The sequence below is a fragment of the Streptomyces europaeiscabiei genome (genome assembly GCF_036346855.1).
Taxonomy (GTDB): Bacteria; Actinomycetota; Actinomycetes; order Streptomycetales; family Streptomycetaceae; genus Streptomyces; species Streptomyces europaeiscabiei.
This window is the reverse complement of sequence record NZ_CP107841.1, coordinates 6,413,735-6,431,885: the sequence shown is the minus strand read 5'-3', so window position 1 is coordinate 6,431,885 and position 18,151 is coordinate 6,413,735. Positions and strand designations below refer to the sequence as shown.

At 68.0% G+C, this 18,151-nt stretch carries 23 protein-coding genes; 5 read left to right on the top strand and 18 right to left on the bottom strand.

The genetic code is table 11. The features are described 5' to 3' along the window. The first annotated feature begins 49 nt into the window (after window positions 1-49). The gene (locus OG858_RS28235) at window positions 50-1,492 is read left to right on the top strand and encodes an NAD(P)H-hydrate dehydratase (protein ID WP_319317506.1); all 1,443 of its coding nucleotides are present in this window, start codon (window positions 50-52) and stop codon (window positions 1,490-1,492) included. Window positions 1,493-1,521: 29 nt separating this feature from the next. Here the strand turns inward: OG858_RS28235 and OG858_RS28230 are convergent, their stop codons facing one another. Then, the gene (locus OG858_RS28230; RefSeq protein ID WP_179201368.1) at window positions 1,522-1,683 is read right to left on the bottom strand and encodes a hypothetical protein; all 162 of its coding nucleotides are present in this window, start codon (window positions 1,681-1,683) and stop codon (window positions 1,522-1,524) included. Window positions 1,684-1,955: 272 nt separating this feature from the next. Here OG858_RS28230 and coaA point away from each other — a divergent pair, with 272 nt between their 5' ends. Then, complete coding sequence (gene coaA, locus OG858_RS28225; protein WP_086752289.1) at window positions 1,956-2,945, top strand: type I pantothenate kinase; 990 nt, start codon at window positions 1,956-1,958, stop codon at window positions 2,943-2,945. 56 nt (window positions 2,946-3,001) lie between these two features. Further along, window positions 3,002-3,934, top strand: a complete 933-nt coding sequence (locus tag OG858_RS28220) for a DUF389 domain-containing protein (RefSeq protein WP_086752287.1) — start codon at window positions 3,002-3,004, stop codon at window positions 3,932-3,934. A 172-nt stretch (window positions 3,935-4,106) separates the two neighbouring features. On the opposite strand, the gene glmM is transcribed toward OG858_RS28220, so the two are convergent. The 3 genes from glmM to rplM all read right to left on the bottom strand — a co-directional run bounded on the left by glmM (window position 4,107) and on the right by rplM (window position 6,752). Then, window positions 4,107-5,465, bottom strand: a complete 1,359-nt coding sequence (gene glmM, locus OG858_RS28215) for a phosphoglucosamine mutase (RefSeq protein ID WP_319066270.1) — start codon at window positions 5,463-5,465, stop codon at window positions 4,107-4,109. A 260-nt stretch (window positions 5,466-5,725) separates the two neighbouring features. After that, a complete protein-coding gene (gene rpsI / locus OG858_RS28210) occupies window positions 5,726-6,262 on the bottom strand; it encodes a 30S ribosomal protein S9 (RefSeq protein WP_086749372.1) in 537 nt (178 codons plus the stop codon). A gap of 46 nt (window positions 6,263-6,308) precedes the next feature. After that, window positions 6,309-6,752, bottom strand: a complete 444-nt coding sequence (gene rplM, locus OG858_RS28205) for a 50S ribosomal protein L13 (RefSeq protein ID WP_013001400.1) — start codon at window positions 6,750-6,752, stop codon at window positions 6,309-6,311. Between the two features lie 340 nt (window positions 6,753-7,092). On the opposite strand from rplM, the gene OG858_RS28200 reads away from it, so the two are divergent. Together OG858_RS28200 and OG858_RS28195 are read left to right on the top strand one after the other, a co-directional pair. Beyond that, window positions 7,093-7,407, top strand: a complete 315-nt coding sequence (locus tag OG858_RS28200; protein ID WP_179201098.1) for a hypothetical protein — start codon at window positions 7,093-7,095, stop codon at window positions 7,405-7,407. 63 nt (window positions 7,408-7,470) lie between these two features. Further along, window positions 7,471-8,355 carry a hypothetical protein gene (locus OG858_RS28195; RefSeq protein ID WP_179201097.1) on the top strand — a complete coding sequence of 295 codons (885 nt, stop codon included), beginning with the start codon at window positions 7,471-7,473 and terminating at the stop codon, window positions 8,353-8,355. 28 nt (window positions 8,356-8,383) lie between these two features. Here OG858_RS28195 and truA read toward each other — a convergent pair whose 3' ends face one another. The 14 genes from truA to rplR all read right to left on the bottom strand — a co-directional run bounded on the left by truA (window position 8,384) and on the right by rplR (window position 18,149). Then, window positions 8,384-9,247 (bottom strand): tRNA pseudouridine(38-40) synthase TruA, encoded by an 864-nt coding sequence (gene truA, locus OG858_RS28190; protein WP_319317495.1) that lies wholly within the window; start codon window positions 9,245-9,247, stop codon window positions 8,384-8,386. A 149-nt stretch (window positions 9,248-9,396) separates the two neighbouring features. Beyond that, window positions 9,397-9,903, bottom strand: coding sequence for a 50S ribosomal protein L17 (rplQ, locus tag OG858_RS28185; protein ID WP_037694157.1), 507 nt, complete (start codon window positions 9,901-9,903; stop codon window positions 9,397-9,399). Window positions 9,904-10,084: 181 nt separating this feature from the next. Further along, window positions 10,085-11,107, bottom strand: coding sequence for a DNA-directed RNA polymerase subunit alpha (locus OG858_RS28180; protein ID WP_003966937.1), 1,023 nt, complete (start codon window positions 11,105-11,107; stop codon window positions 10,085-10,087). 237 nt (window positions 11,108-11,344) lie between these two features. Beyond that, the gene (gene rpsK, locus OG858_RS28175; RefSeq protein WP_003956432.1) at window positions 11,345-11,749 is read right to left on the bottom strand and encodes a 30S ribosomal protein S11; all 405 of its coding nucleotides are present in this window, start codon (window positions 11,747-11,749) and stop codon (window positions 11,345-11,347) included. 70 nt (window positions 11,750-11,819) lie between these two features. Further along, window positions 11,820-12,200: a 30S ribosomal protein S13 gene (gene rpsM, locus OG858_RS28170; protein WP_005481202.1), complete on the bottom strand. Its 381-nt coding sequence runs from the start codon at window positions 12,198-12,200 to the stop codon at window positions 11,820-11,822. 214 nt (window positions 12,201-12,414) lie between these two features. After that, a complete protein-coding gene (gene rpmJ / locus OG858_RS28165; RefSeq protein WP_003998809.1) occupies window positions 12,415-12,528 on the bottom strand; it encodes a 50S ribosomal protein L36 in 114 nt (37 codons plus the stop codon). 195 nt (window positions 12,529-12,723) lie between these two features. Then, complete coding sequence (infA, locus tag OG858_RS28160; RefSeq protein ID WP_003948620.1) at window positions 12,724-12,945, bottom strand: translation initiation factor IF-1; 222 nt, start codon at window positions 12,943-12,945, stop codon at window positions 12,724-12,726. Between the two features lie 305 nt (window positions 12,946-13,250). After that, window positions 13,251-14,087: a type I methionyl aminopeptidase gene (gene map, locus OG858_RS28155; protein ID WP_086749369.1), complete on the bottom strand. Its 837-nt coding sequence runs from the start codon at window positions 14,085-14,087 to the stop codon at window positions 13,251-13,253. Window positions 14,088-14,262: 175 nt separating this feature from the next. Beyond that, window positions 14,263-14,925, bottom strand: a complete 663-nt coding sequence (locus OG858_RS28150) for an adenylate kinase (protein WP_086749368.1) — start codon at window positions 14,923-14,925, stop codon at window positions 14,263-14,265. Further along, the gene (gene secY / locus OG858_RS28145; protein ID WP_319066277.1) at window positions 14,925-16,238 is read right to left on the bottom strand and encodes a preprotein translocase subunit SecY; all 1,314 of its coding nucleotides are present in this window, start codon (window positions 16,236-16,238) and stop codon (window positions 14,925-14,927) included. Before secY ends, OG858_RS28150 begins: the two co-directional genes overlap by 1 nt. Before the next feature lie 242 nt (window positions 16,239-16,480). Continuing rightward, complete coding sequence (rplO, locus tag OG858_RS28140) at window positions 16,481-16,936, bottom strand: 50S ribosomal protein L15 (protein ID WP_005481206.1); 456 nt, start codon at window positions 16,934-16,936, stop codon at window positions 16,481-16,483. Between the two features lie 2 nt (window positions 16,937-16,938). Further along, on the bottom strand, window positions 16,939-17,121 hold the full coding sequence (gene rpmD / locus OG858_RS28135; protein WP_046704421.1) for a 50S ribosomal protein L30: 183 nt from the start codon (window positions 17,119-17,121) through the stop codon (window positions 16,939-16,941). After that, the gene (gene rpsE, locus OG858_RS28130) at window positions 17,121-17,726 is read right to left on the bottom strand and encodes a 30S ribosomal protein S5 (protein ID WP_046704422.1); all 606 of its coding nucleotides are present in this window, start codon (window positions 17,724-17,726) and stop codon (window positions 17,121-17,123) included. Before rpsE ends, rpmD begins: the two co-directional genes overlap by 1 nt. A 39-nt stretch (window positions 17,727-17,765) precedes the next feature. Next, window positions 17,766-18,149 carry a 50S ribosomal protein L18 gene (gene rplR / locus OG858_RS28125; RefSeq protein WP_037694138.1) on the bottom strand — a complete coding sequence of 128 codons (384 nt, stop codon included), beginning with the start codon at window positions 18,147-18,149 and terminating at the stop codon, window positions 17,766-17,768. Between the last annotated feature and the right edge of the window lie 2 nt (window positions 18,150-18,151).

The window sequence follows — 18,151 nt, the reverse complement described above, 5'->3', positions numbered from 1 at the left end:
CGCCCCCACCCAGCTGCACCCACCCCCACCACAAGGCAGACTCGTCCCCATGCGCTCAGCCCACCGCGTAGAAACCGTCCGCACAGCCGAACGCACCCTCATGGCACAGCTCCCCGACGGCGCCCTGATGCAACGCGCGGCCGCAGGCCTCGCCGCGGCCTGCGCCGACACCCTCCCCCGCCGCGTCTACGGCAGCCGCGTGGTCCTCCTCACCGGCAGCGGGGACAACGGCGGCGACACCCTCTACGCCGGCGCCCGCCTGGCGAAGCGCGGCGCGGGAGTCACCGCCGTCCTCCTGACCCCGGACCGCACCCACCCCGCCGCCCTCAAGTCCCTTCTCCGAGCGGGCGGCACCACAGCCACCCCCGCCACCGCCGCCGCCCTCATCCACCACGCCGACCTCGTCCTGGACGGCATCGTCGGCATCGGCGGCAAGGGCGGACTCCGCCCGGAAGCCGCCCTCCTCGCCGCCCTCGTGGCCTCCTCCCCCGCCACGGTCATCGCCGTGGACCTCCCGAGCGGCGTCGAACCGGACACCGGCGAGGTGCACGGCGCAGCCGTCCGCGCCGACCTCACCGTCACCTTCGGCACCCACAAACCGGGCCTCCTCATCGACCCGGCCCGCGAGTACGCAGGCTCGGTCCGCCTGATCGACATCGGCCTGGCGAGCACCCTCCCGGCCACCCCAGCCCTGGAGTCCCTCCAGCACGCCGACGTGGCCGCCCTGCTCCCCCACCCGTCCCGGGAGAGCGACAAGTACCGCCGAGGAGTCGTGGGCATCGCGGCGGGCTCGACCCGCTACCCGGGCGCGGCGGTCCTCGCGGTCGCGGGCGCCCTGCGCGGCGGAGCGGGCGCGGTCCGCTATGTCGGCGCGGCCACCGACGCGGTCCTCGCCCGCTTCCCGGAGACCCTGGTCTCGAACACGGGCCCGAAGAAGGCGGGAAGGGTCCAGGCCTGGGTCGCCGGTCCCGGGGCGGGCGACGACCCGGCCCCCGTCGCCGAGGCCCTCTCCACCGACGTCCCCGTCCTCCTCGACGCCGACGGCCTGCGCCTCGCCGACCGCGAGACGGTGCGTGCCCGTCCCTCCCCGACCCTGCTGACCCCGCACGCGGGCGAGGCCGCTGCCCTCCTCGGCATCTCCCGGGAGGAGGTCGAGGCCTCCCGTCTCACCGCCGTACGCGACCTGGCCCGCGCCTACGACGCGACGGTCCTTCTCAAGGGCTCGACCACACTGGTCGCCGCCCCGGACCCCGACACCCCGGTCCGCGTCAACGCCACCGGCACCCCCTGGCTGGCCACCGCCGGCAGCGGCGACGTCCTCTCGGGCCTGGCGGGCTCGCTCCTGGCGGCCGGCCTCTCCCCCCTGGACGCGGCGAGCGTGGCGGCGTACGTACACGGCCTGGCGGGCCGCTACGCCGCCGACGGCGCCCCGGCGGGCGCCCACGACGTGGCGGAGGCGATCCCGGCCGCCTGGCGGAACATCACGACCTGACGCTCACCCCGCCCTCGCCACTCGACTCCTCAACTCCCCTCCTCGATCCGGTCGATCGCCTCCCGCACCATCCCGAGGTACTCGACCTCCTCGCACCGGGGCTTGCTCCCCATCCGGTACATGTCCATCGCGTCGGAGAGGCACTCGCCCAGATCCTCGTCCGGCAGATCCACCGAGAGCTCGCTGCACACCCGCCCGGCGAGCTCCGACTCACCGCGCGTAGACCCCCTCCGAACAGCGCCCCGTAACCGTGAACGCACGTCGAAAGTCATCCAGATCCCCCAATTCCCCCTGGCCGACCGGGAGGCGGCTCCCTCCCGACCGCCCGGACGCTAGTCCTCCCCCCACTCCAGGTCCACACCTTCGCCACAGTTCACGCACAGTGAAGGGCATATCCCCTGATGTGCCCCCGGCGTGACGGACCCCACCCGCCACCCCGTTCAAACTCCGTTAACAATGGACTGTGATCTCACCGGTCTCCTCGTTGCCGCGGAGCGCCCACCGGCCCAGGCCGGAGGCGACTCCCTACGTCGACCTCACCCGTGCCGAGTGGAGCGCGCTGCGTGAAAAAACGCCGCTGCCCCTGAACGCCGAGGAGGTCGAGAAGCTGCGCGGCCTGGGCGATGTCATCGACCTCGACGAGGTACGGGACATCTATCTGCCACTGTCCCGGCTCCTCAACCTCTACATCGGCGCCACCGACGGCCTGCGCGGCGCCCTCAACACGTTCCTGGGCGAGCAGGGCTCCCAGTCCGGCACCCCGTTCGTCATAGGCGTCGCCGGCTCCGTGGCCGTCGGCAAGTCGACCGTCGCCCGTCTCCTCCAGGCCCTCCTCGCCCGCTGGCCCGAACACCCGCGCGTGGAACTGGTCACCACCGACGGCTTCCTGCTGCCCATGAAGGACCTCCAGGAACGCGGTCTGGTCTCCCGCAAGGGCTTCCCCGAGTCGTACGACCGCCGGGCCCTGACCCGTTTCGTCGCCGACATCAAGGCCGGCAAGGACGAGGTGACGGCCCCCGTCTACTCCCACCTCATCTACGACATCGTTCCCGACCAGCGGCTCACGGTCCGCCGCCCCGACATCCTCATCGTCGAGGGCCTCAACGTCCTCCAGCCCGCCCTCCCCGGCAGCGACGGCCGCACCCGCGTCGGTCTCGCCGACTACTTCGACTTCAGCGTGTACGTCGACGCCGGCGCCGACGACATCGAGCGCTGGTACCTCAACCGCTTCAAGAAGCTCCGCCAGACCGCCTTCCAGAAGCCCGACTCGTACTTCCGCAAGTACACCCAGGTCTCCGAGGACGAGGCCGTCGACTACGCCCGCATCCTCTGGCGCACCATCAACAAGCCCAACCTGGTCGAGAACATCGCCCCCACCCGGGGCCGCGCCACCCTCATCATCCGCAAGGGCCCCGACCACAAGGTGCGCCGCCTCAGCCTGCGCAAACTGTGAAGCCGCGGACAACGCGATGCCCACGGCCGTAACCACGGCCTGTTAGAAAGGGCGGCATGCTGCATCTCCGCCTGATCACCCCGTCCGACAGGACCGACGAGGTGGTGCACCTGATCGAGAACACGGTCGGGACCGCCCACCTCGTCGTCGTACCGGGCGCCGCCCGCAACCCCGCCGGAGACGTCGTGATGTGCGACGCGGCCCGCGAGGCGGGCGACGAACTGATCGGCGCGCTCAGGGCGTTGGACCTCGACAGGACCGGCTCCATCGCCGTGGAGAACATCGATCTGTCGCTCTCCGAGCGCGCCGACAGGGCCGAGAAGGACGCGCCCGGAGAGGGCGCGGACGCGGTCCTGTGGGAGCACCTGACGGACGCCACCCACGAGGAGTCGACGCTCTCCCTCACCTACATCGCCTTCATCACCCTCGCCACGATGATCGCGGCCTGCGGTGTGGTCCTCGACAACGCCATCCTGATCGTCGGCGCGATGGCGGTCGGCCCCGAGTTCGGCCCCCTGGCGGGCATCAGCACATCCATCGTGCAACGCCACCCGCGCCTCGCCCTGCGCTCCCTGATCGCGCTCCTCGTGGGCTTCGCGGTGGCCATGGCCGTGACCGTCGGCTTCAGCCTCTTCATGGACGCGCTCGACCTGTTCAGCAGGGAGCAACTGGACGCCGAGCGCCCCAACACGGCCTTCGTCTACGCCCCCGACGCCTTCTCCTTCGTCGTGGCCGTCCTCGCCGGCATCGCCGGCACCCTCTCCCTCACCTCGGCGAAGTCGGGCGCCCTGGTCGGCGTGGCCATCTCGGTCACCACGGTCCCGGCGGCAGCCAACGCGGCGGTCGCCCTGAGCTACGGCGACACGGCCCAGACGATCGGCTCGACGAACCAACTCCTGCTGAACCTCGCAGGCATCGTCCTGGCAGGCACCCTCACCCTGTTCTTCCAGAAGTGGCTGTGGTCCTTGCCCCGTCAGCAGCGCCCCTGAGGAGCAGGTGGCGCAGCCCCTGCTCCTCAGGGGCGCGGGGCTGTATCGATCTGCGGCTCCGCCGCGTGGGGCGCGACAAGCCACGACGAACCCACAGCCCGCAGCCCGCAGCCCGCAGCCCGCACAACACAGAACCCCACGCCCCTACGCGGAACGAAACGGAACGCCAGAACTACCCGAGCGCGGACTTCACCGCATCCGCAAGCCGCCCCGCAACAGACCGAGCCTGCTCGATATCCGCCGCCTCCACCATCACCCGCACCAACGGCTCGGTCCCGGAAGGACGCAACAACACCCGCCCCGTAGAACCCAGTTCCCGCTCGGCCTCACCCACCGCCGCCGCCAGCTCCGCGGACGTCCCCACCCGCGACCGATCCACATCCGGCACGTTGATGAGCACCTGCGGCAACCGCTCCATCACCCCGGCCAGCTCCTTGAGCGTACGACCGGTCCGCGCGACCCGAGCCGCGAGCAGCAGCCCCGTCAACGTGCCGTCACCCGTCGTCGCGTGGTCGGAGATGATCACATGCCCGGACTGCTCGCCCCCGAGGGCGTACCCGTGGCGCTTCATCTCCTCCAGCACATACCGGTCCCCGACCCCGGTCTGCACCAGCTTGAGCCCCTCCCGCTCCAACGCCAGCTTGAAGCCGAGGTTGGACATCACGGTGGCGACCACGGTGTCCGACCGGAGCGCCCCGCGCTCGCGCATGTCCAGCGCGAGCACCGCGAGGATCTGGTCCCCGTCGATCTCGTTGCCCTCGTGGTCCACGGCCAGGCACCGGTCGGCGTCCCCGTCGTGCGCGATCCCGAGGTGCGCCCCGTGCTCGACGACGGCGGCCCGCAGCTTCCCGAGGTGCGTCGACCCGCACCCGTCGTTGATGTTGAGCCCGTCCGGCTCGGCCCCGATGGTGAGGATCTCGGCGCCGGCGCGCGTGAACGCCTCCGGCGAGACCGCGGCGGCGGCGCCGTGCGCCTCGTCGAGGACGACCTTCAGCCCTTCGAGGCGGTTGGGGAGGACGGAGAGCAGATGCTCGACGTACCGCGCGGAGCCCTCGTCGTACGACCGGACGCGCCCGACACCCGCACCCGTGGGCCGGTCCCAGGGCGCCCCGGTGCGGTGCTGCTCGTACACGCCCTCGATCCGGTCCTCCAGATCGTCGGCGAGCTTGTGCCCGCCGCGGGCGAAGAACTTGACGCCGTTGTCGGGCATGGCGTTGTGGCTGGCGGAGAGCATCACGCCGAGGTCGGCGCCCAGCTCGCCGGTGAGGAACGCCACCGCGGGGGTGGGCAGCACACCGACGCGCAGCACGTCGACGCCCGCGCTGGCGAGGCCGGCCACGACGGCCGCCTCCAGGAACTCTCCGGACGCCCGCGGATCCCGCCCGACCACCGCCACCGGCTTGTGGCCCTCGAACGTTCCCGCCTCGGCGAGTACGTGTGCCGCCGCGACGGAGAGTCCGAGCGCGAGCTCGGCCGTCAGATCCGCGTTGGCGACACCGCGCACGCCGTCCGTGCCGAAGAGTCGTCCCACTGTGGTGTCCTCCGAATTGCTGAGAATGTGCGGCTCGTACCTGATGGTCCCCTACCGGGCGGTCCCGCACCGGCTGTCCCCGAGTGTCCCGGCATTCCCCGGACCAAGTACATCCCCTGAGACTGTCCTCCCCCTTTCGGGGTTGTACCGACAGTCTGTGTATAAGTCTGCGATGAACGATCGCCCCTGCTACGCAAACCGCCCCGGCGGCACAGGTACGTGCCACCGGGGCGATACGCGCGATACGGCGCGAGCGCGATTTAGCGCTTGCTGTACTGCGGAGCCTTGCGGGCCTTCTTCAGACCGGCCTTCTTGCGCTCGACCGCACGGTCGTCGCGGCGGAGGAAGCCGGCCTTCTTGAGGGCGCCACGGTTGTTGTCGACGTCGGCCTCGTTCAGCGCGCGGGCGACACCGAGACGGAGCGCACCGGCCTGACCGGAGACACCGCCACCGGCGATGCGGGCGATGACGTCGTAGCGGCCTTCGAGCTCAAGAACCTTGAACGGCTCGTTGACCTCCTGCTGGTGCACCTTGTTCGGGAAGTAGTCCTCGAGCGTACGCCCGTTGATCTTCCACTTGCCGGAGCCCGGGACGATCCGGACGCGGGCGATGGCGTTCTTGCGACGGCCCAGGCCGGCGGCCGGCTGCGGGTCGCCGAAGCGGCCGGCAAGGTCACCCGAGGTCTCAGTGGTGTACTCGCCCTCGACGGGCACCTCGGACTCGGTGGTGTAGCTCTCGATGTCGACGAGCTCACTCTCGGTCTCTTCGACCGGCTGCTCAACGGTGGTCTCGGCCACGATTCTCCTCAGATTCTTTTCTGTCTTAGGGGGGTTGTGGCCGGAACTACTGCGCGACCTGGGTGATCTCGAACGGCACCGGCTGCTGCGCAGCGTGCGGGTGCTGGTCGCCCGAGTAGACCTTCAGCTTCGAGATCATCTGACGGCCCAGGGTGTTCTTGGGGATCATGCCCTTGATGGCCTTCTCGACGGCCTTCTCGGGGTTCTTCGCCAGCAGCTCGTCGTAGCGGACGGAGCGCAGACCACCCGGGTAGCCGGAGTGGCGGTACGCCAGCTTCTGGGTCTTCTTGTTGCCGGACAGGTGAACCTTGTCGGCGTTGATGATGATGACGAAGTCGCCCATGTCCATGTGCGGGGCATAGGTCGGCTTGTGCTTGCCGCGGAGGAGGTTCGCGGCAGTGGTAGCCAGACGGCCCAGGACGATGTCCTGAGCGTCAATGACGTGCCACTGGCGAGTCACATCGCCGGGCTTGGGGCTGTACGTACGCACTTCGCAGCCTTCTTCTTCAGTGGATGGGTGCTGACACATGGCATCACTGAAGCGATCGTGCAGCTGGGGACGACAGTGCCGGGGACGCTGCCCGTATGCCGCCCACTGGTAACTGCTCCAGGGAACCTACGTAAGGGCCTCTCGCGTGAGAACGACCAAGCCCATACGCATAACAAACTGGAAGGCTACCCGCGCCGCCCCGGACAGGTCAAAACGGGTCCGGGCCGGGGGCCGCCGCACCCTTGATCCACTTCGCCCACGGGTTCGATGCGATCCGGCCTCACGCGCCGCGAGGCAGGCACATGATCAGGCATGCAGCCTGAAAAACCGGGGTCCACGTATGAAGTCTCGCAAGAGTGCCGTCGCCTCGACCGTGGCGGCCGGGGTCGCCCTGACGCCGGGCACCGCCGGGACGGCGTCCGCGTCGAGCCGCTACTCGGCGCCCGGCGGCCAGGTGAAGTTCACGCCCAAGGGCGAGATCCTCAAGGTCTGGGACTTGAAGGCGGGCAGGACCGGCCCTCCGCGTCCCCGTCCACGACCTCTCCGCGAAGAACCCGACCTGTCAGCGAAGAACCCGACGACGGACTGGTGCGAGGCCAAGGGCAAGAGCAAGACCTGCGACATGAAGTTCAAAGGCTGGAAGGACAAGGCGTAACCCGATACCTGGCGTAACCCATAACTGAAGAAGGCCTCGCCTCGCCCGTCTAAACTGCGGCCCATGAGCTTTGGGCAGGGGGGGTCTCAGTGGAGCCCCGGAGGTTCCCACAACCCGTGGGACAATCAGCGGAATTCCACCAGTAACCAGACCCCGGACTGGGCGTCACTCGCCGAGCAGTCCGAAACACGCAACAGACGCCGCAGACTCCTGATGATCGTCGGCGGCGCTCTCGCCACGGTCGGCATAGGCGTCGCCGTGGCCGTCGCCGTCGTCAACGCGGACAGCGGCACCACCACGGCGAACGGCCCGAACGACCTGCCGGCCACCGCGGACATCCCGAGCGCCAGCGCCAAGACGGACCCGTCGTTCGCGCCGACCTCGGCCCCGCCACCGCTGAACCCGAAGGACTTCATCTCCAGCTCGGGCAAGGACAAGGCGCCGATCAGCCCGGACATCCTCTTCCCGGGCTCCCAGCTGACCAAGCGCGACAACGTCGTCTACCGAAAGGGCGCCACAGCCTCGACGACAGACTGCGCCTCGGCCGTCCAGGGCACCCTCGGCAAGCTGCTGACCAGCAACGACTGCACCCGCTTCATGCGCGTGACCTACTACCGGGACAAGATCGCGGTCACGGTCGGCGTCGCCCTGTTCGACACCGAGGCCAAGGCGACCAAGGTCAAGAAGGACTGGGACAAGAAGAGCACCCTCGTCTCCCTCTCCGGCGACGGCGTGCCCACCTTCTGCCGTACGACGTTCTGCCGTACGACCGCCAACTCCTACGGCCGCTACGCCCACTTCACCCTGGCCGGCTTCACCGACGGCAAGGACGTCACGGAGAAGGACACCGCCGTCTTCACGGCCGGCGACGACCTCAGTGAGTCCACGTACGAACAGATCCGCCGCCGGGGTGAGACCCAGGCCGCCGCCGCTGCCAACGGGCAGTGACCACCCGTACCCATGCCGCCGCCCGAGGTCAGCAGCAGCCGACCCCGGGCACCCCCGGCAGACTCCGCCGGTTGCGCGCCTCCTTGCTGCGCGCGGCCAGCAGTTCGTCGGCCGGATACCCGACCTCCTCCAGGGTCAGCCCGTGCGGCCGTACGACATGCACGGCGGAGTCCCGCACACCGGCGGCCAGCACCTTCCCGGGCCACTCGGCCCCCCGGTGCCCGTCTCCGACGAACAGCAGCGCCCCGATCAGCGAGCGCACCATGTTGTGGCAGAAGGCGTCGGCCCGCACGGTCGCGGTGATGATTCCGTCGTCCCCCCGCACCAGACTGAGCCGCTGCAGCGTACGGATCGTGGTCGCGCCCTCCCGCCGCTTGCAGTAGGCCGCGAAGTCGTGCTCCCCGAGCAGCCGCGAGGCGGCGTCGTTCATGGCGTCCACGTCCAGCGGCCAGTCGTGCCACAGCACGTGGCTGCGCAGCAACGGATCGACACCGCCGGGGTTGTCGGTCACCCGATAGGCGTACCGCCGCCAGACGGCCGAGAACCGGGCGTTGAAGCCACTGGGAGCCTCCCGCAGGGCCCAGACCCGTACGTCCCGGGAGAGCCGCCCTGCGAGCCGCTTGAGCAGCTTCCCGTGGTGCTCGTCCCAGACCTCCCGCGGCAGATCGACATGCGCCACCTGGCCCCGCGCGTGCACCCCCGCGTCGGTCCGCCCCGCCACGGTCAGCTCATACGTCTCGCTCGACCGCGTAACGGTCCGCAGAGCGTCCTCGATCTCCCCCTGCACCGTCCGCCGTCCCCCGGCCTGCTTGGCCCACCCGGAGAACTCACTCCCGTCGTACGACAGGTCCAGCCGGACACGGACATGACCGGGCGCCGCTTCATCACTCACACGAAGATCCTCTCAGGTACAGAAAAGCGGGCCCGTTCCTCGAAAGGAACGGGCCCGCTCACACACGCCCCGTCTTTCAGGGGCACGGGGAACTGCGCGAACAACCACAACGAACCCGCGGCCGCCGACGCACAGCCCCCGCAGAACGCTTACGCGTCCTTCGACTCCTCGGCAGCCTCGTCCGCGGCCTCGTCGGCCTTGGTCGTGTCCACCTTGGCCTCAGCGGCAGGCGCCTCCGCGTCCTTGGCGGCACGCTTGGTGGCGGCCTCGGCCTCACCGGTGGCCTGCTGCGCGACCGTCAGCGCCTCGACCAGCTCGATGACGGCCATGGGCGCGTTGTCGCCACGGCGGTTACCGATCTTGGTGATACGGGTGTAGCCACCCGGACGGTTCTCGTACCGCGGGCCGATCTCGGTGAAGAGCGTGTGCACGATGCTCTTGTCCGTGATGACCTGGAGCACCTGGCGGCGGTTGTGAAGGTCGCCCTTCTTCGCCTTGGTGACCAGACGCTCGGCGTACGGCCGCAGACGGCGGGCCTTCGCCTCGGTGGTGGTGATGCGGCCGTGCTCGAAGAGCGCCTTCGCGAGGTTCGCGAGGAGCAGCTTCTCGTGCGCGGCGCCGCCGCCCAGACGGGCACCCTTGGTGGGCTTCGGCATGGTGTTTCTCCTAGGTGTCTGCCCCGGCCGTATCAGGTACCGAGGTCAGTATCCGAGCGGGCGGATGCCCGTCGAAGATCCGGGAGCAGTCCCGAAGGGACGCTCCCGGAAGGGGCGCGGGGAACTGCGCGACAAGCCACAGCGCACCCGCACCCAAGTACGGACCGGATGGCCCGAGCTCTTAGTACTGCTCGGTCTCCACGAACCCGGCGTCCGCGTCGTCGTCCGCGCCGAACGCGTCGGCGGCGGCGGTCGGGTCGAATCCGGGCGGGGAGTCCTTGAGCGCCAGGCCCATACCCGCCAGCTTCGCCTTGACCTCGTCGATCGACTTCGCACCGAAGTTGCGGATGTCGAGCAGGTCCGCCTCGGAACGAGCCACGAGCTCACCCACGGAGTGGATGCCCTCGCGCTTGAGGCAGTTGTACGACCGAACGGTGAGCTCCAGCTCCTCGATCGGCAGGGCGAGATCGGCGGCGAGAGCGGCGTCCGTCGGGGACGGGCCCATGTCGATGCCCTCGGCGTCGATGTTCAGCTCACGGGCGAGACCGAACAGCTCGACCAGCGTCTTACCGGCGGAGGCCATGGCGTCACGCGGACGCATCGCCTGCTTGGTCTCGACGTCGACGATCAGCTTGTCGAAGTCGGTGCGCTGCTCGACACGAGTCGCCTCGACCTTGTACGTGACCTTGAGAACCGGCGAGTAGATGGAGTCGACCGGGATACGGCCGATCTCCTGGCCCACCTGCTTGTTCTGCACGGCGGAGACGTAACCGCGGCCACGCTCGACCGTCAGCTCCATCTCCAGCTTGCCCTTGCCGTTGAGCGTGGCGAGGACGAGGTCGGGGTTGTGCACCTCGACACCGGCCGGGGGCGCGATGTCGGCGGCGGTGACCAGACCCGGGCCCTGCTTGCGCAGGTACATCACGACCGGCTCGTCGTGCTCCGAGGAGACGACCAGCTGCTTGATGTTGAGGATCAGGTCGGTGACGTCCTCCTTGACGCCCGGCACGGTGGTGAACTCGTGCAGGACACCGTCGATACGGATGGACGTGACCGCCGCACCGGGGATCGACGACAGGAGCGTACGGCGAAGGCTGTTGCCGAGGGTGTAGCCGAAGCCCGGCTCCAGCGGCTCGATCACGAACCGGGAGCGGAACTCGTCGACGACCTCTTCGGTCAACGAGGGACGCTGAGCGATCAGCATGAAGTGAATCCTTCAGTCATGGGCACCCACTATTTGATGCCCTTGAGAACTACAAGGGTACGGGCGATATGGCCATGAAGAGCCATACCGCCCGAAAACCTCAGACCAAGCTGCCGTGCATCGGCCCCGAAGGGTCAGACGCGGCGACGCTCGGGCGGACGGCAGCCGTACTGCGACATTGTGGGGAATGACCCCCACACCCCCAGCCGGAAGCCGAGCCGCCCTGAGCCGACGCGATCAGACGCGGCGACGCTTGGGCGGACGGCAGCCGTTGTGCGGGGTGGGCGTGACGTCCTGGATGGAGCCGACCTCGAGACCGGTCGCCTGCAGCGAACGGATGGCCGTCTCACGACCCGAACCCGGGCCCTTGACGAACACGTCGACCTTGCGCATGCCGTGCTCCTGCGCGCGACGGGCAGCCGACTCGGCGGCCATCTGCGCGGCGAACGGCGTGGACTTCCGGGAGCCCTTGAAGCCGACGTGGCCGGCGGAGGCCCAGGAGATCACGTTGCCCGAGGGGTCCGTGATCGAGACGATCGTGTTGTTGAACGTGCTCTTGATGTGCGCGTGACCGTGAGCGACGTTCTTCTTTTCCTTGCGGCGCACCTTCTTGGCAGCGCCCTGACGACCCTTGGGGGGCATCTACAAACTCCTACGGGGAGGTGGTCGGTCCTACAGCGAAGACCGCTGATGAAGCGTTGTCCGCTGAGGACTACTTCTTGCCCGGCTTCTTCTTACCGGCGATGGCGCGACGCGGGCCCTTGCGGGTGCGGGCGTTCGTGCTGGTGCGCTGACCGCGGACGGGCAGACCACGACGGTGACGGAGGCCCTGGTAGCAGCCGATCTCCACCTTGCGGCGGATGTCGGCCTGAACCTCGCGACGGAGGTCACCCTCGGTCTTGATGTTGTTGTCCACGTACTCGCGGATCGCGACGAGCTGCTCCTCGGAGAGGTCGCGGACGCGGGTGTCGGGGTTGACGCCGGTCGCTGCCAGCGTCTCCTGGGAGAGGGTCCGGCCGATGCCGAACACGTAGGTGAGGGCGACCTCCACGCGCTTGTCGCGCGGGATGTCAACACCGGAAACGCGTGCCATTCAATGGCTCCTGGTGATTGTCGGAGGTCTTCCGCAGAACCAGATCCCGGCCGCCGGCCTCTTACGTGTCGAAGAGTGGGTACGACCCGGGTCCCCGGCCTCCGAGCCGGGGGTGTCAGACGCTGAGCACGCCTGGGTCCTGCGTATGAACAAATTCAGCTCGCGTCGCGCGAATCCCTGCGATGTCGATGCAGAGGGAGAGGTCGAACGTGCGTCAGCCCTGGCGCTGCTTGTGGCGCGGGTTCTCGCAGATGACCATGACCCGACCGTGACGGCGGATCACCCTGCACTTGTCGCAGATCTTCTTGACGCTCGGCTTGACCTTCATGGGGTGAGGTTCTCCGGGTCAGTGCTCCCGCACGGGGCAGGGGCGGACAAGACAAGATCTACTTGTAGCGTTGGAGTTCTCTTCCGGTGGATCAGGAAGACTCTCCCCTGGATCGCTCCGGGGAGTTTGACAGGTCTAAGCCTGTCCAGCGACGACCCTCCCGGCCGCCGGGGCGAGTACAGGACCCGCCCAAGCTCACTTGTACCGGTAGACGATCCGGCCACGCGTCAGGTCGTACGGAGACAACTCCACCACGACCCGGTCGTCAGGGAGGATACGGATGTAGTGCATACGCATCTTGCCGCTGATGTGTGCCAGGACCTGGTGGCCGTTCTGGAGCTCGACCTTGAACATGGCGTTCGGAAGAGACTCGACGACAGTGCCCTCGATCTCGATGGCACCTTGCTTCTTGGCCACGCTTCGCCCTTCGAATCGACTACCTTGATCGACTCGGCGTAACCGAATGAAGACACACGGAAACACGAGAGCCGACGAGTCAGTCTACGTCAGGCCCCCGAGAAACACGAATTCGGGTAAGACTGCCCATCGCAGAAGATCATTACTCGGGCCGGTTGCGGCGCCCCTCGATGGGCCTCAGGCCCAGAAGGGTGCGGGACTGTGTCACCGTGCGACTCCGCCACGTGGGCGCGCCCGGCCGCACACGGCCCGCAGTCGGCCGACCCCGCTGCCGGCCACACACGGCCCGCAGTCGGCCGACCCGCTCAGCCCAGCGGGTCAGGGGCCGCGGTGATCCCGTACTCCGCCAGCTTCGCCCTGCCCCCGTCGGGCGCGGTCAGCACCAGCGGCCCGACCTCCGTCAACGCCACCGAGTGCTCCCAGTGCGAGGACCACGTCCCGTCCGTGCTCACCACGGTCCAGTCGTCCGCGAGAACCTCGGTCTTCGGCGTACCCAGCGCCACCATCGGCTCGATCGCGAGGCAGAACCCGGGGACGAGCTTCGGCCCTTTCCCCCGCCGCCGCTCGACGTAGTTCAGCAGATGCGGGTCCATGTGCATCTCGGTCCCGATGCCATGGCCGCCGTAGTCCTCGACGATCCCGTACTTGCCCCCGCCCGGCTTCGGCTGCCGGCGGATGTACGTCTCGATGGCCCGGGAGACGTCCACGAGCCGGTTCCCGACCTTCATCGCGGCGATCCCGGCCCACATGGACTCCTCGGTCACCCGCGACAGCTCGATCAGCTCCGGGGCGTGACCGGATCCCACGAACGCGGTGTAGGCCGCGTCACCGTGCCAGCCGTCGACGATCGCTCCACAGTCGATGGAGATGATGTCGCCGTCCTTCAGCACGACCTCGTCGCTCGGAATCCCATGCACCACGACCTCGTTCACCGACGTGCAGATCGTCGCCGGGAAGCCGCCGTACCCGAGGAAGTTCGACTTCGCCCCGTGCTCCGCGAGCACCTTGCGGGCCACCTCGTCAAGATCCTTCGTGGAGGCGCCGGGTACGGCGGCCTCCCGGGTGGCCGCGTGGATGGCGGCGACGACCAGCCCCGCCTCGCGCATCTTGGCGATCTGCTCGGGGCTCTTGATCTGCACCATCAGGCTCTCGCCTCTCCACTTCCGGTAAGCACGTCTGGGTCAAGTGTGCCGCAACCACCGATGGGGCAAGCACAACGGCGAATCACCACGTCCGCGAGAGCGGGGACGGTTCACCGCAAAAAGCAGCCGCGGCGCCCCTCACGGGCACCGCGGCCTACGTACTGGCTGACTGACCTTACTTGTCGTCGTCCTCGCGCTTGAGCGCCTCCATGGCGCGCTGGGTGACTTCCTCCACCGGGCCGAGGGCCGTGATCGTCACCACGAGGCCCTGGGCCTTGTAGTAGTCGATGATCGGCTCGGTCTGGGTGTGGTAGACCTCCAGACGCTTGCGGACGGTCTCCTCGGAGTCGTCGTCACGCTGGTACAGCTCGCCGCCGCAGGCGTCGCAGACGCCCTCCTGCTTCGGCTTCTTGTACGTGACGTGGAAGACGTGGGCGGAGTCGTTCCGGCAGATGCGCCGACCGGCGATCCGCTTGACGACCTCTTCCTCGGGGACCTCCAGGTCCAGCACCGCGTCCAGGTTCATGGACTCGTCCTGGAGCGTCACGTCGAGCGCCTCGGCCTGCGAGACGTTGCGCGGGAAGCCGTCGAGCAGGAAGCCGTGCTCGGCGTCCGGCTGCTCCATGCGGTCCTTGGCCATCGCGATGGTGACCTCGTCCGGCACCAGCTCGCCCTTGTCCATGTAGGACTTCGCGAGCTTGCCGAGCTCCGTCTGCTTGCTGATGTTGGCCCGGAACAGGTCGCCCGTGGAGATGTGCGGGATCGACAGGTTCTGGGCGAGGAACGCGGCCTGCGTTCCCTTACCGGCACCCGGCGGCCCGACGAGGACGATTCGCATCAGCGGAGGAACCCTTCGTAATTGCGCTGCTGGAGCTGGCTCTCGATCTGCTTCACCGTCTCCAGACCGACACCCACGATGATCAGGATGCTGGTACCGCCGAACGGGAAGTTGGCGTTTGCCCCCATGGGGGCCAATGCCATCGTCGGCACGAGAGCGATCAGAGCCAGGTACAGCGAACCCGGCCAGGTGATCCGGTTGAGTACGTAACTCAGGTACTCAGCGGTCGGTCGGCCAGCCCGGATGCCCGGGATGAAGCCACCATACTTCTTCATGTTGTCCGCGACTTCCTCGGGGTTGAACGAGATGGCCACGTAGAAGAACGCGAAGAAAATGATCAGGAAGAAGTAGAGGGTGATGTGCGCCGGAGCGTCCGGTTGCGCAAGATTCTTCTCGATCCAGGTCTTCCAGCCGGAAGTTCCACCAGCGAACTGCGCGACCAGCGCCGGGATGTAGAGCAGTGACGAGGCAAAGATCACAGGGATGATGCCCGCCTGGTTGACCTTCAACGGAATGTACGTCGACGTACCGCCGTAGGACCGACGGCCGATCATGCGCTTCGCGTACTGGACCGGGATGCGGCGCTGGGCCTGCTCGACGAAGACCACGAGCGCGACCATGACGAAGCCGACGGCGATCACGATGCCGAACTCGATCCAGCCGCCCGCCAGGTCGCCCTGCTCCTTGATGGCCCACAGCGCGGACGGGAACGTGGCGGCGATCGAGATGAACATCAGGATCGACATGCCGTTGCCGATGCCGCGGTCGGTGATGAGCTCACCGAGCCACATGACGACGGCCGTACCGGCGGTCATGGTGATGACCATGACCATGGTGGTGTAGATCGACCGGTCGGGCACGATCCCGGCTGCCTGCGGGCAGCCGCTGAACAGCGAGCCGCTGCGGGCGGTGGCGACGAGGCCGGTGCCCTGCAGGATGGCCAGGGCCACCGTCAGATAACGCGTGTACTGCGTGATCTTCGCCGTACCGGACTGCCCCTCCTTCTTCAGGGCTTCCAGACGCGGAATCACCACGGTCAGCAGCTGCAGAATGATGCTCGCCGTGATGTACGGCATGATGCCGAGCGCGAAGATGGTGATCTGCAGCAGCGCGCCACCACTGAACATGTTGACCAGACCGAAGAGCCCCGAGGTGGTCTGGGCCTGGTCGATGCAGAACTGGACGGCGGAGTAGTCGACACCGGGGATCGGCACATGTGTACCGATCCGGTAGATCCCGATGATGCCGAGCGTGAAGAGCAGCTTCTTGCGCAGGTCGGGCGTCTTGAACGCCCGGGCGAACGCGGTGAGCACGGTGCCTCCTGCGACCCCCGCGCTACTGCGTCAAGGGTGACGGTTTTGAGATTCTGATGAGGACGACTTACGTAACGTTTAACTGCCGCGTCGAGTGCCCGTGTATGAGCGCCCTGTGAAAACGGGCAGCGCAGGTCACCTTACCGGCGAGACTGCTTCCCTAGGAACGACCAACCGGGGATACCCCATTTGTGGGGTATCCCCGGTCGGGATCGCTCAAGTCATCGAGACACCTGATGTGTTCAGACGAGCTCGGTGACGGTACCGCCGGCGGCGGTGATCTTCTCCTTGGCGGAGCCGGAGACGGCGTCGACCGTCACCTGCAGCGCCACGGAGATCTCGCCCTGGCCGAGGACCTTGACGAGGCTGTTCTTGCGGACGGCACCCTTGTCGACCAGGTCGGCAACGGTGACCTCCCCACCCTCGGGGTAGAGGGCGGCGAGCTTGTCCAGGTTCACGACCTGGAACTCCGTCTTGAACGGGTTCTTGAAGCCCTTCAGCTTCGGAAGACGCATGTGGAGGGGCATCTGGCCACCCTCGAAGCGCTCCGGAACCTGGTAGCGGGCCTTCGTACCCTTGGTACCACGTCCAGCCGTCTTACCCTTCGACGCCTCACCACGACCCACACGGGTCTTGGCGGTCTTGGCGCCCGGGGCAGGACGGAGGTTGTGGATCTTGAGCGGGTTGTTCTCCGCCATGATCAGTCGACCTCCTCAACCGACACGAGGTGGCGGACGGTGTGAACCATTCCGCGGAACTCGGGGCGGTCCTCCTTGACGACCACGGTGTTGATCCCCTTGAGACCAAGGGACCGCAGGGTGTCACGGTGGTTCTGCTTGCTGCCGATGTACGACTTCGTCTGCGTGACCTTGAGGCGAGCCATTACGCACCCGCTCCCGCACGCGCACGGAGCAGAGCCGCGGGAGCGACGTCCTCGAGGGGCAGACCACGGCGGGCCGCGATCTCCTCGGGACGCTGCAGACCCTTCAGGGCCTCCACGGTCGCGTGCACGATGTTGATCGCGTTGGACGAGCCGAGCGACTTCGACAGGATGTCGTGCACACCGGCGCACTCGAGCACGGCACGCACCGGGCCACCGGCGATAACGCCGGTACCGGGGGAAGCAGGCTTGAGCAGGACGACGCCCGCGGCCTTCTCGCCCGTGATCGGGTGCGGGATGGTGCCCTGGATACGGGGGACCTTGAAGAAGTGCTTCTTGGCCTCTTCAACACCCTTGGCGATCGCGGCCGGCACCTCCTTGGCCTTGCCGTAACCGACACCGACGGTGCCGTCACCATCGCCCACTACGACGAGCGCAGTGAAGCTGAAGCGACGACCACCCTTCACAACCTTGGCGACGCGGTTGATCGCGACAACGCGCTCAACGTACGCGGTCTTCTCGGCGGCAGCTGCGCCGCCGTCACGGCCCTTCCGGTCCCGCCGCTCGCCGCCACCGGCACCGCCACCGCGGCGCTGGGGTCCAGCCATTGGATTTACCTCTCTCTTTCCGCTAGCTACGCAGCGAGCTCAGAACTTGAGCCCGGCCTCGCGGGCGGCGTCGGCCAGGGCCGCGATGCGACCCGCGTACCGGTTACCACCACGGTCGAACACGACGGCCTCGACACCGGCGGCCTTGGCACGCTCGGCGACCAGGGCGCCGACCTTGCCGGCCTGCGCCGACTTGTCCTCCGACGCACCACGGATCGACGAGTCCAGGGTGGACGCCGACGCAAGGGTGTGACCCTTGAGGTCGTCGATCACCTGGGCCACGATGTGGCGGTTCGAGCGGGTCACGACCAGGCGGGGACGCTCAGCCGTACCGTTGACCTTCTTACGGATCCGGATCTGGCGCCGCTTGATGGCAGCACGCTTGTAAGCATCGCCCTTAGCGATCTTCGTACCGTATGCCATGG

Coding starts and splice junctions, on each gene's coding strand:
- OG858_RS28235 (WP_319317506.1), top strand. CDS start 50: ATGCGCTCAGCCCACCGCGTAGAAACCGTCCGCACAGCCGAACGCACC.
- OG858_RS28220 (WP_086752287.1), top strand. CDS start 3,002: ATGCTGCATCTCCGCCTGATCACCCCGTCCGACAGGACCGACGAGGTG.
- OG858_RS28200 (WP_179201098.1), top strand. CDS start 7,093: ATGAAGTCTCGCAAGAGTGCCGTCGCCTCGACCGTGGCGGCCGGGGTC.
- OG858_RS28195 (WP_179201097.1), top strand. CDS start 7,471: ATGAGCTTTGGGCAGGGGGGGTCTCAGTGGAGCCCCGGAGGTTCCCAC.
- rplQ (WP_037694157.1), bottom strand. CDS start 9,903: ATGCCGAAGCCCACCAAGGGTGCCCGTCTGGGCGGCGGCGCCGCGCAC.
- OG858_RS28180 (WP_003966937.1), bottom strand. CDS start 11,107: ATGCTGATCGCTCAGCGTCCCTCGTTGACCGAAGAGGTCGTCGACGAG.
- rpsK (WP_003956432.1), bottom strand. CDS start 11,749: ATGCCCCCCAAGGGTCGTCAGGGCGCTGCCAAGAAGGTGCGCCGCAAG.
- rpsM (WP_005481202.1), bottom strand. CDS start 12,200: ATGGCACGCGTTTCCGGTGTTGACATCCCGCGCGACAAGCGCGTGGAG.
- rpmJ (WP_003998809.1), bottom strand. CDS start 12,528: ATGAAGGTCAAGCCGAGCGTCAAGAAGATCTGCGACAAGTGCAGGGTG.
- map (WP_086749369.1), bottom strand. CDS start 14,087: ATGGTGCAGATCAAGAGCCCCGAGCAGATCGCCAAGATGCGCGAGGCG.
- OG858_RS28150 (WP_086749368.1), bottom strand. CDS start 14,925: ATGCGAATCGTCCTCGTCGGGCCGCCGGGTGCCGGTAAGGGAACGCAG.
- rplO (WP_005481206.1), bottom strand. CDS start 16,936: ATGGCGGAGAACAACCCGCTCAAGATCCACAACCTCCGTCCTGCCCCG.
- rpmD (WP_046704421.1), bottom strand. CDS start 17,121: ATGGCTCGCCTCAAGGTCACGCAGACGAAGTCGTACATCGGCAGCAAG.
- rpsE (WP_046704422.1), bottom strand. CDS start 17,726: ATGGCTGGACCCCAGCGCCGCGGTGGCGGTGCCGGTGGCGGCGAGCGG.
- rplR (WP_037694138.1), bottom strand. CDS start 18,149: ATGGCATACGGTACGAAGATCGCTAAGGGCGATGCTTACAAGCGTGCT.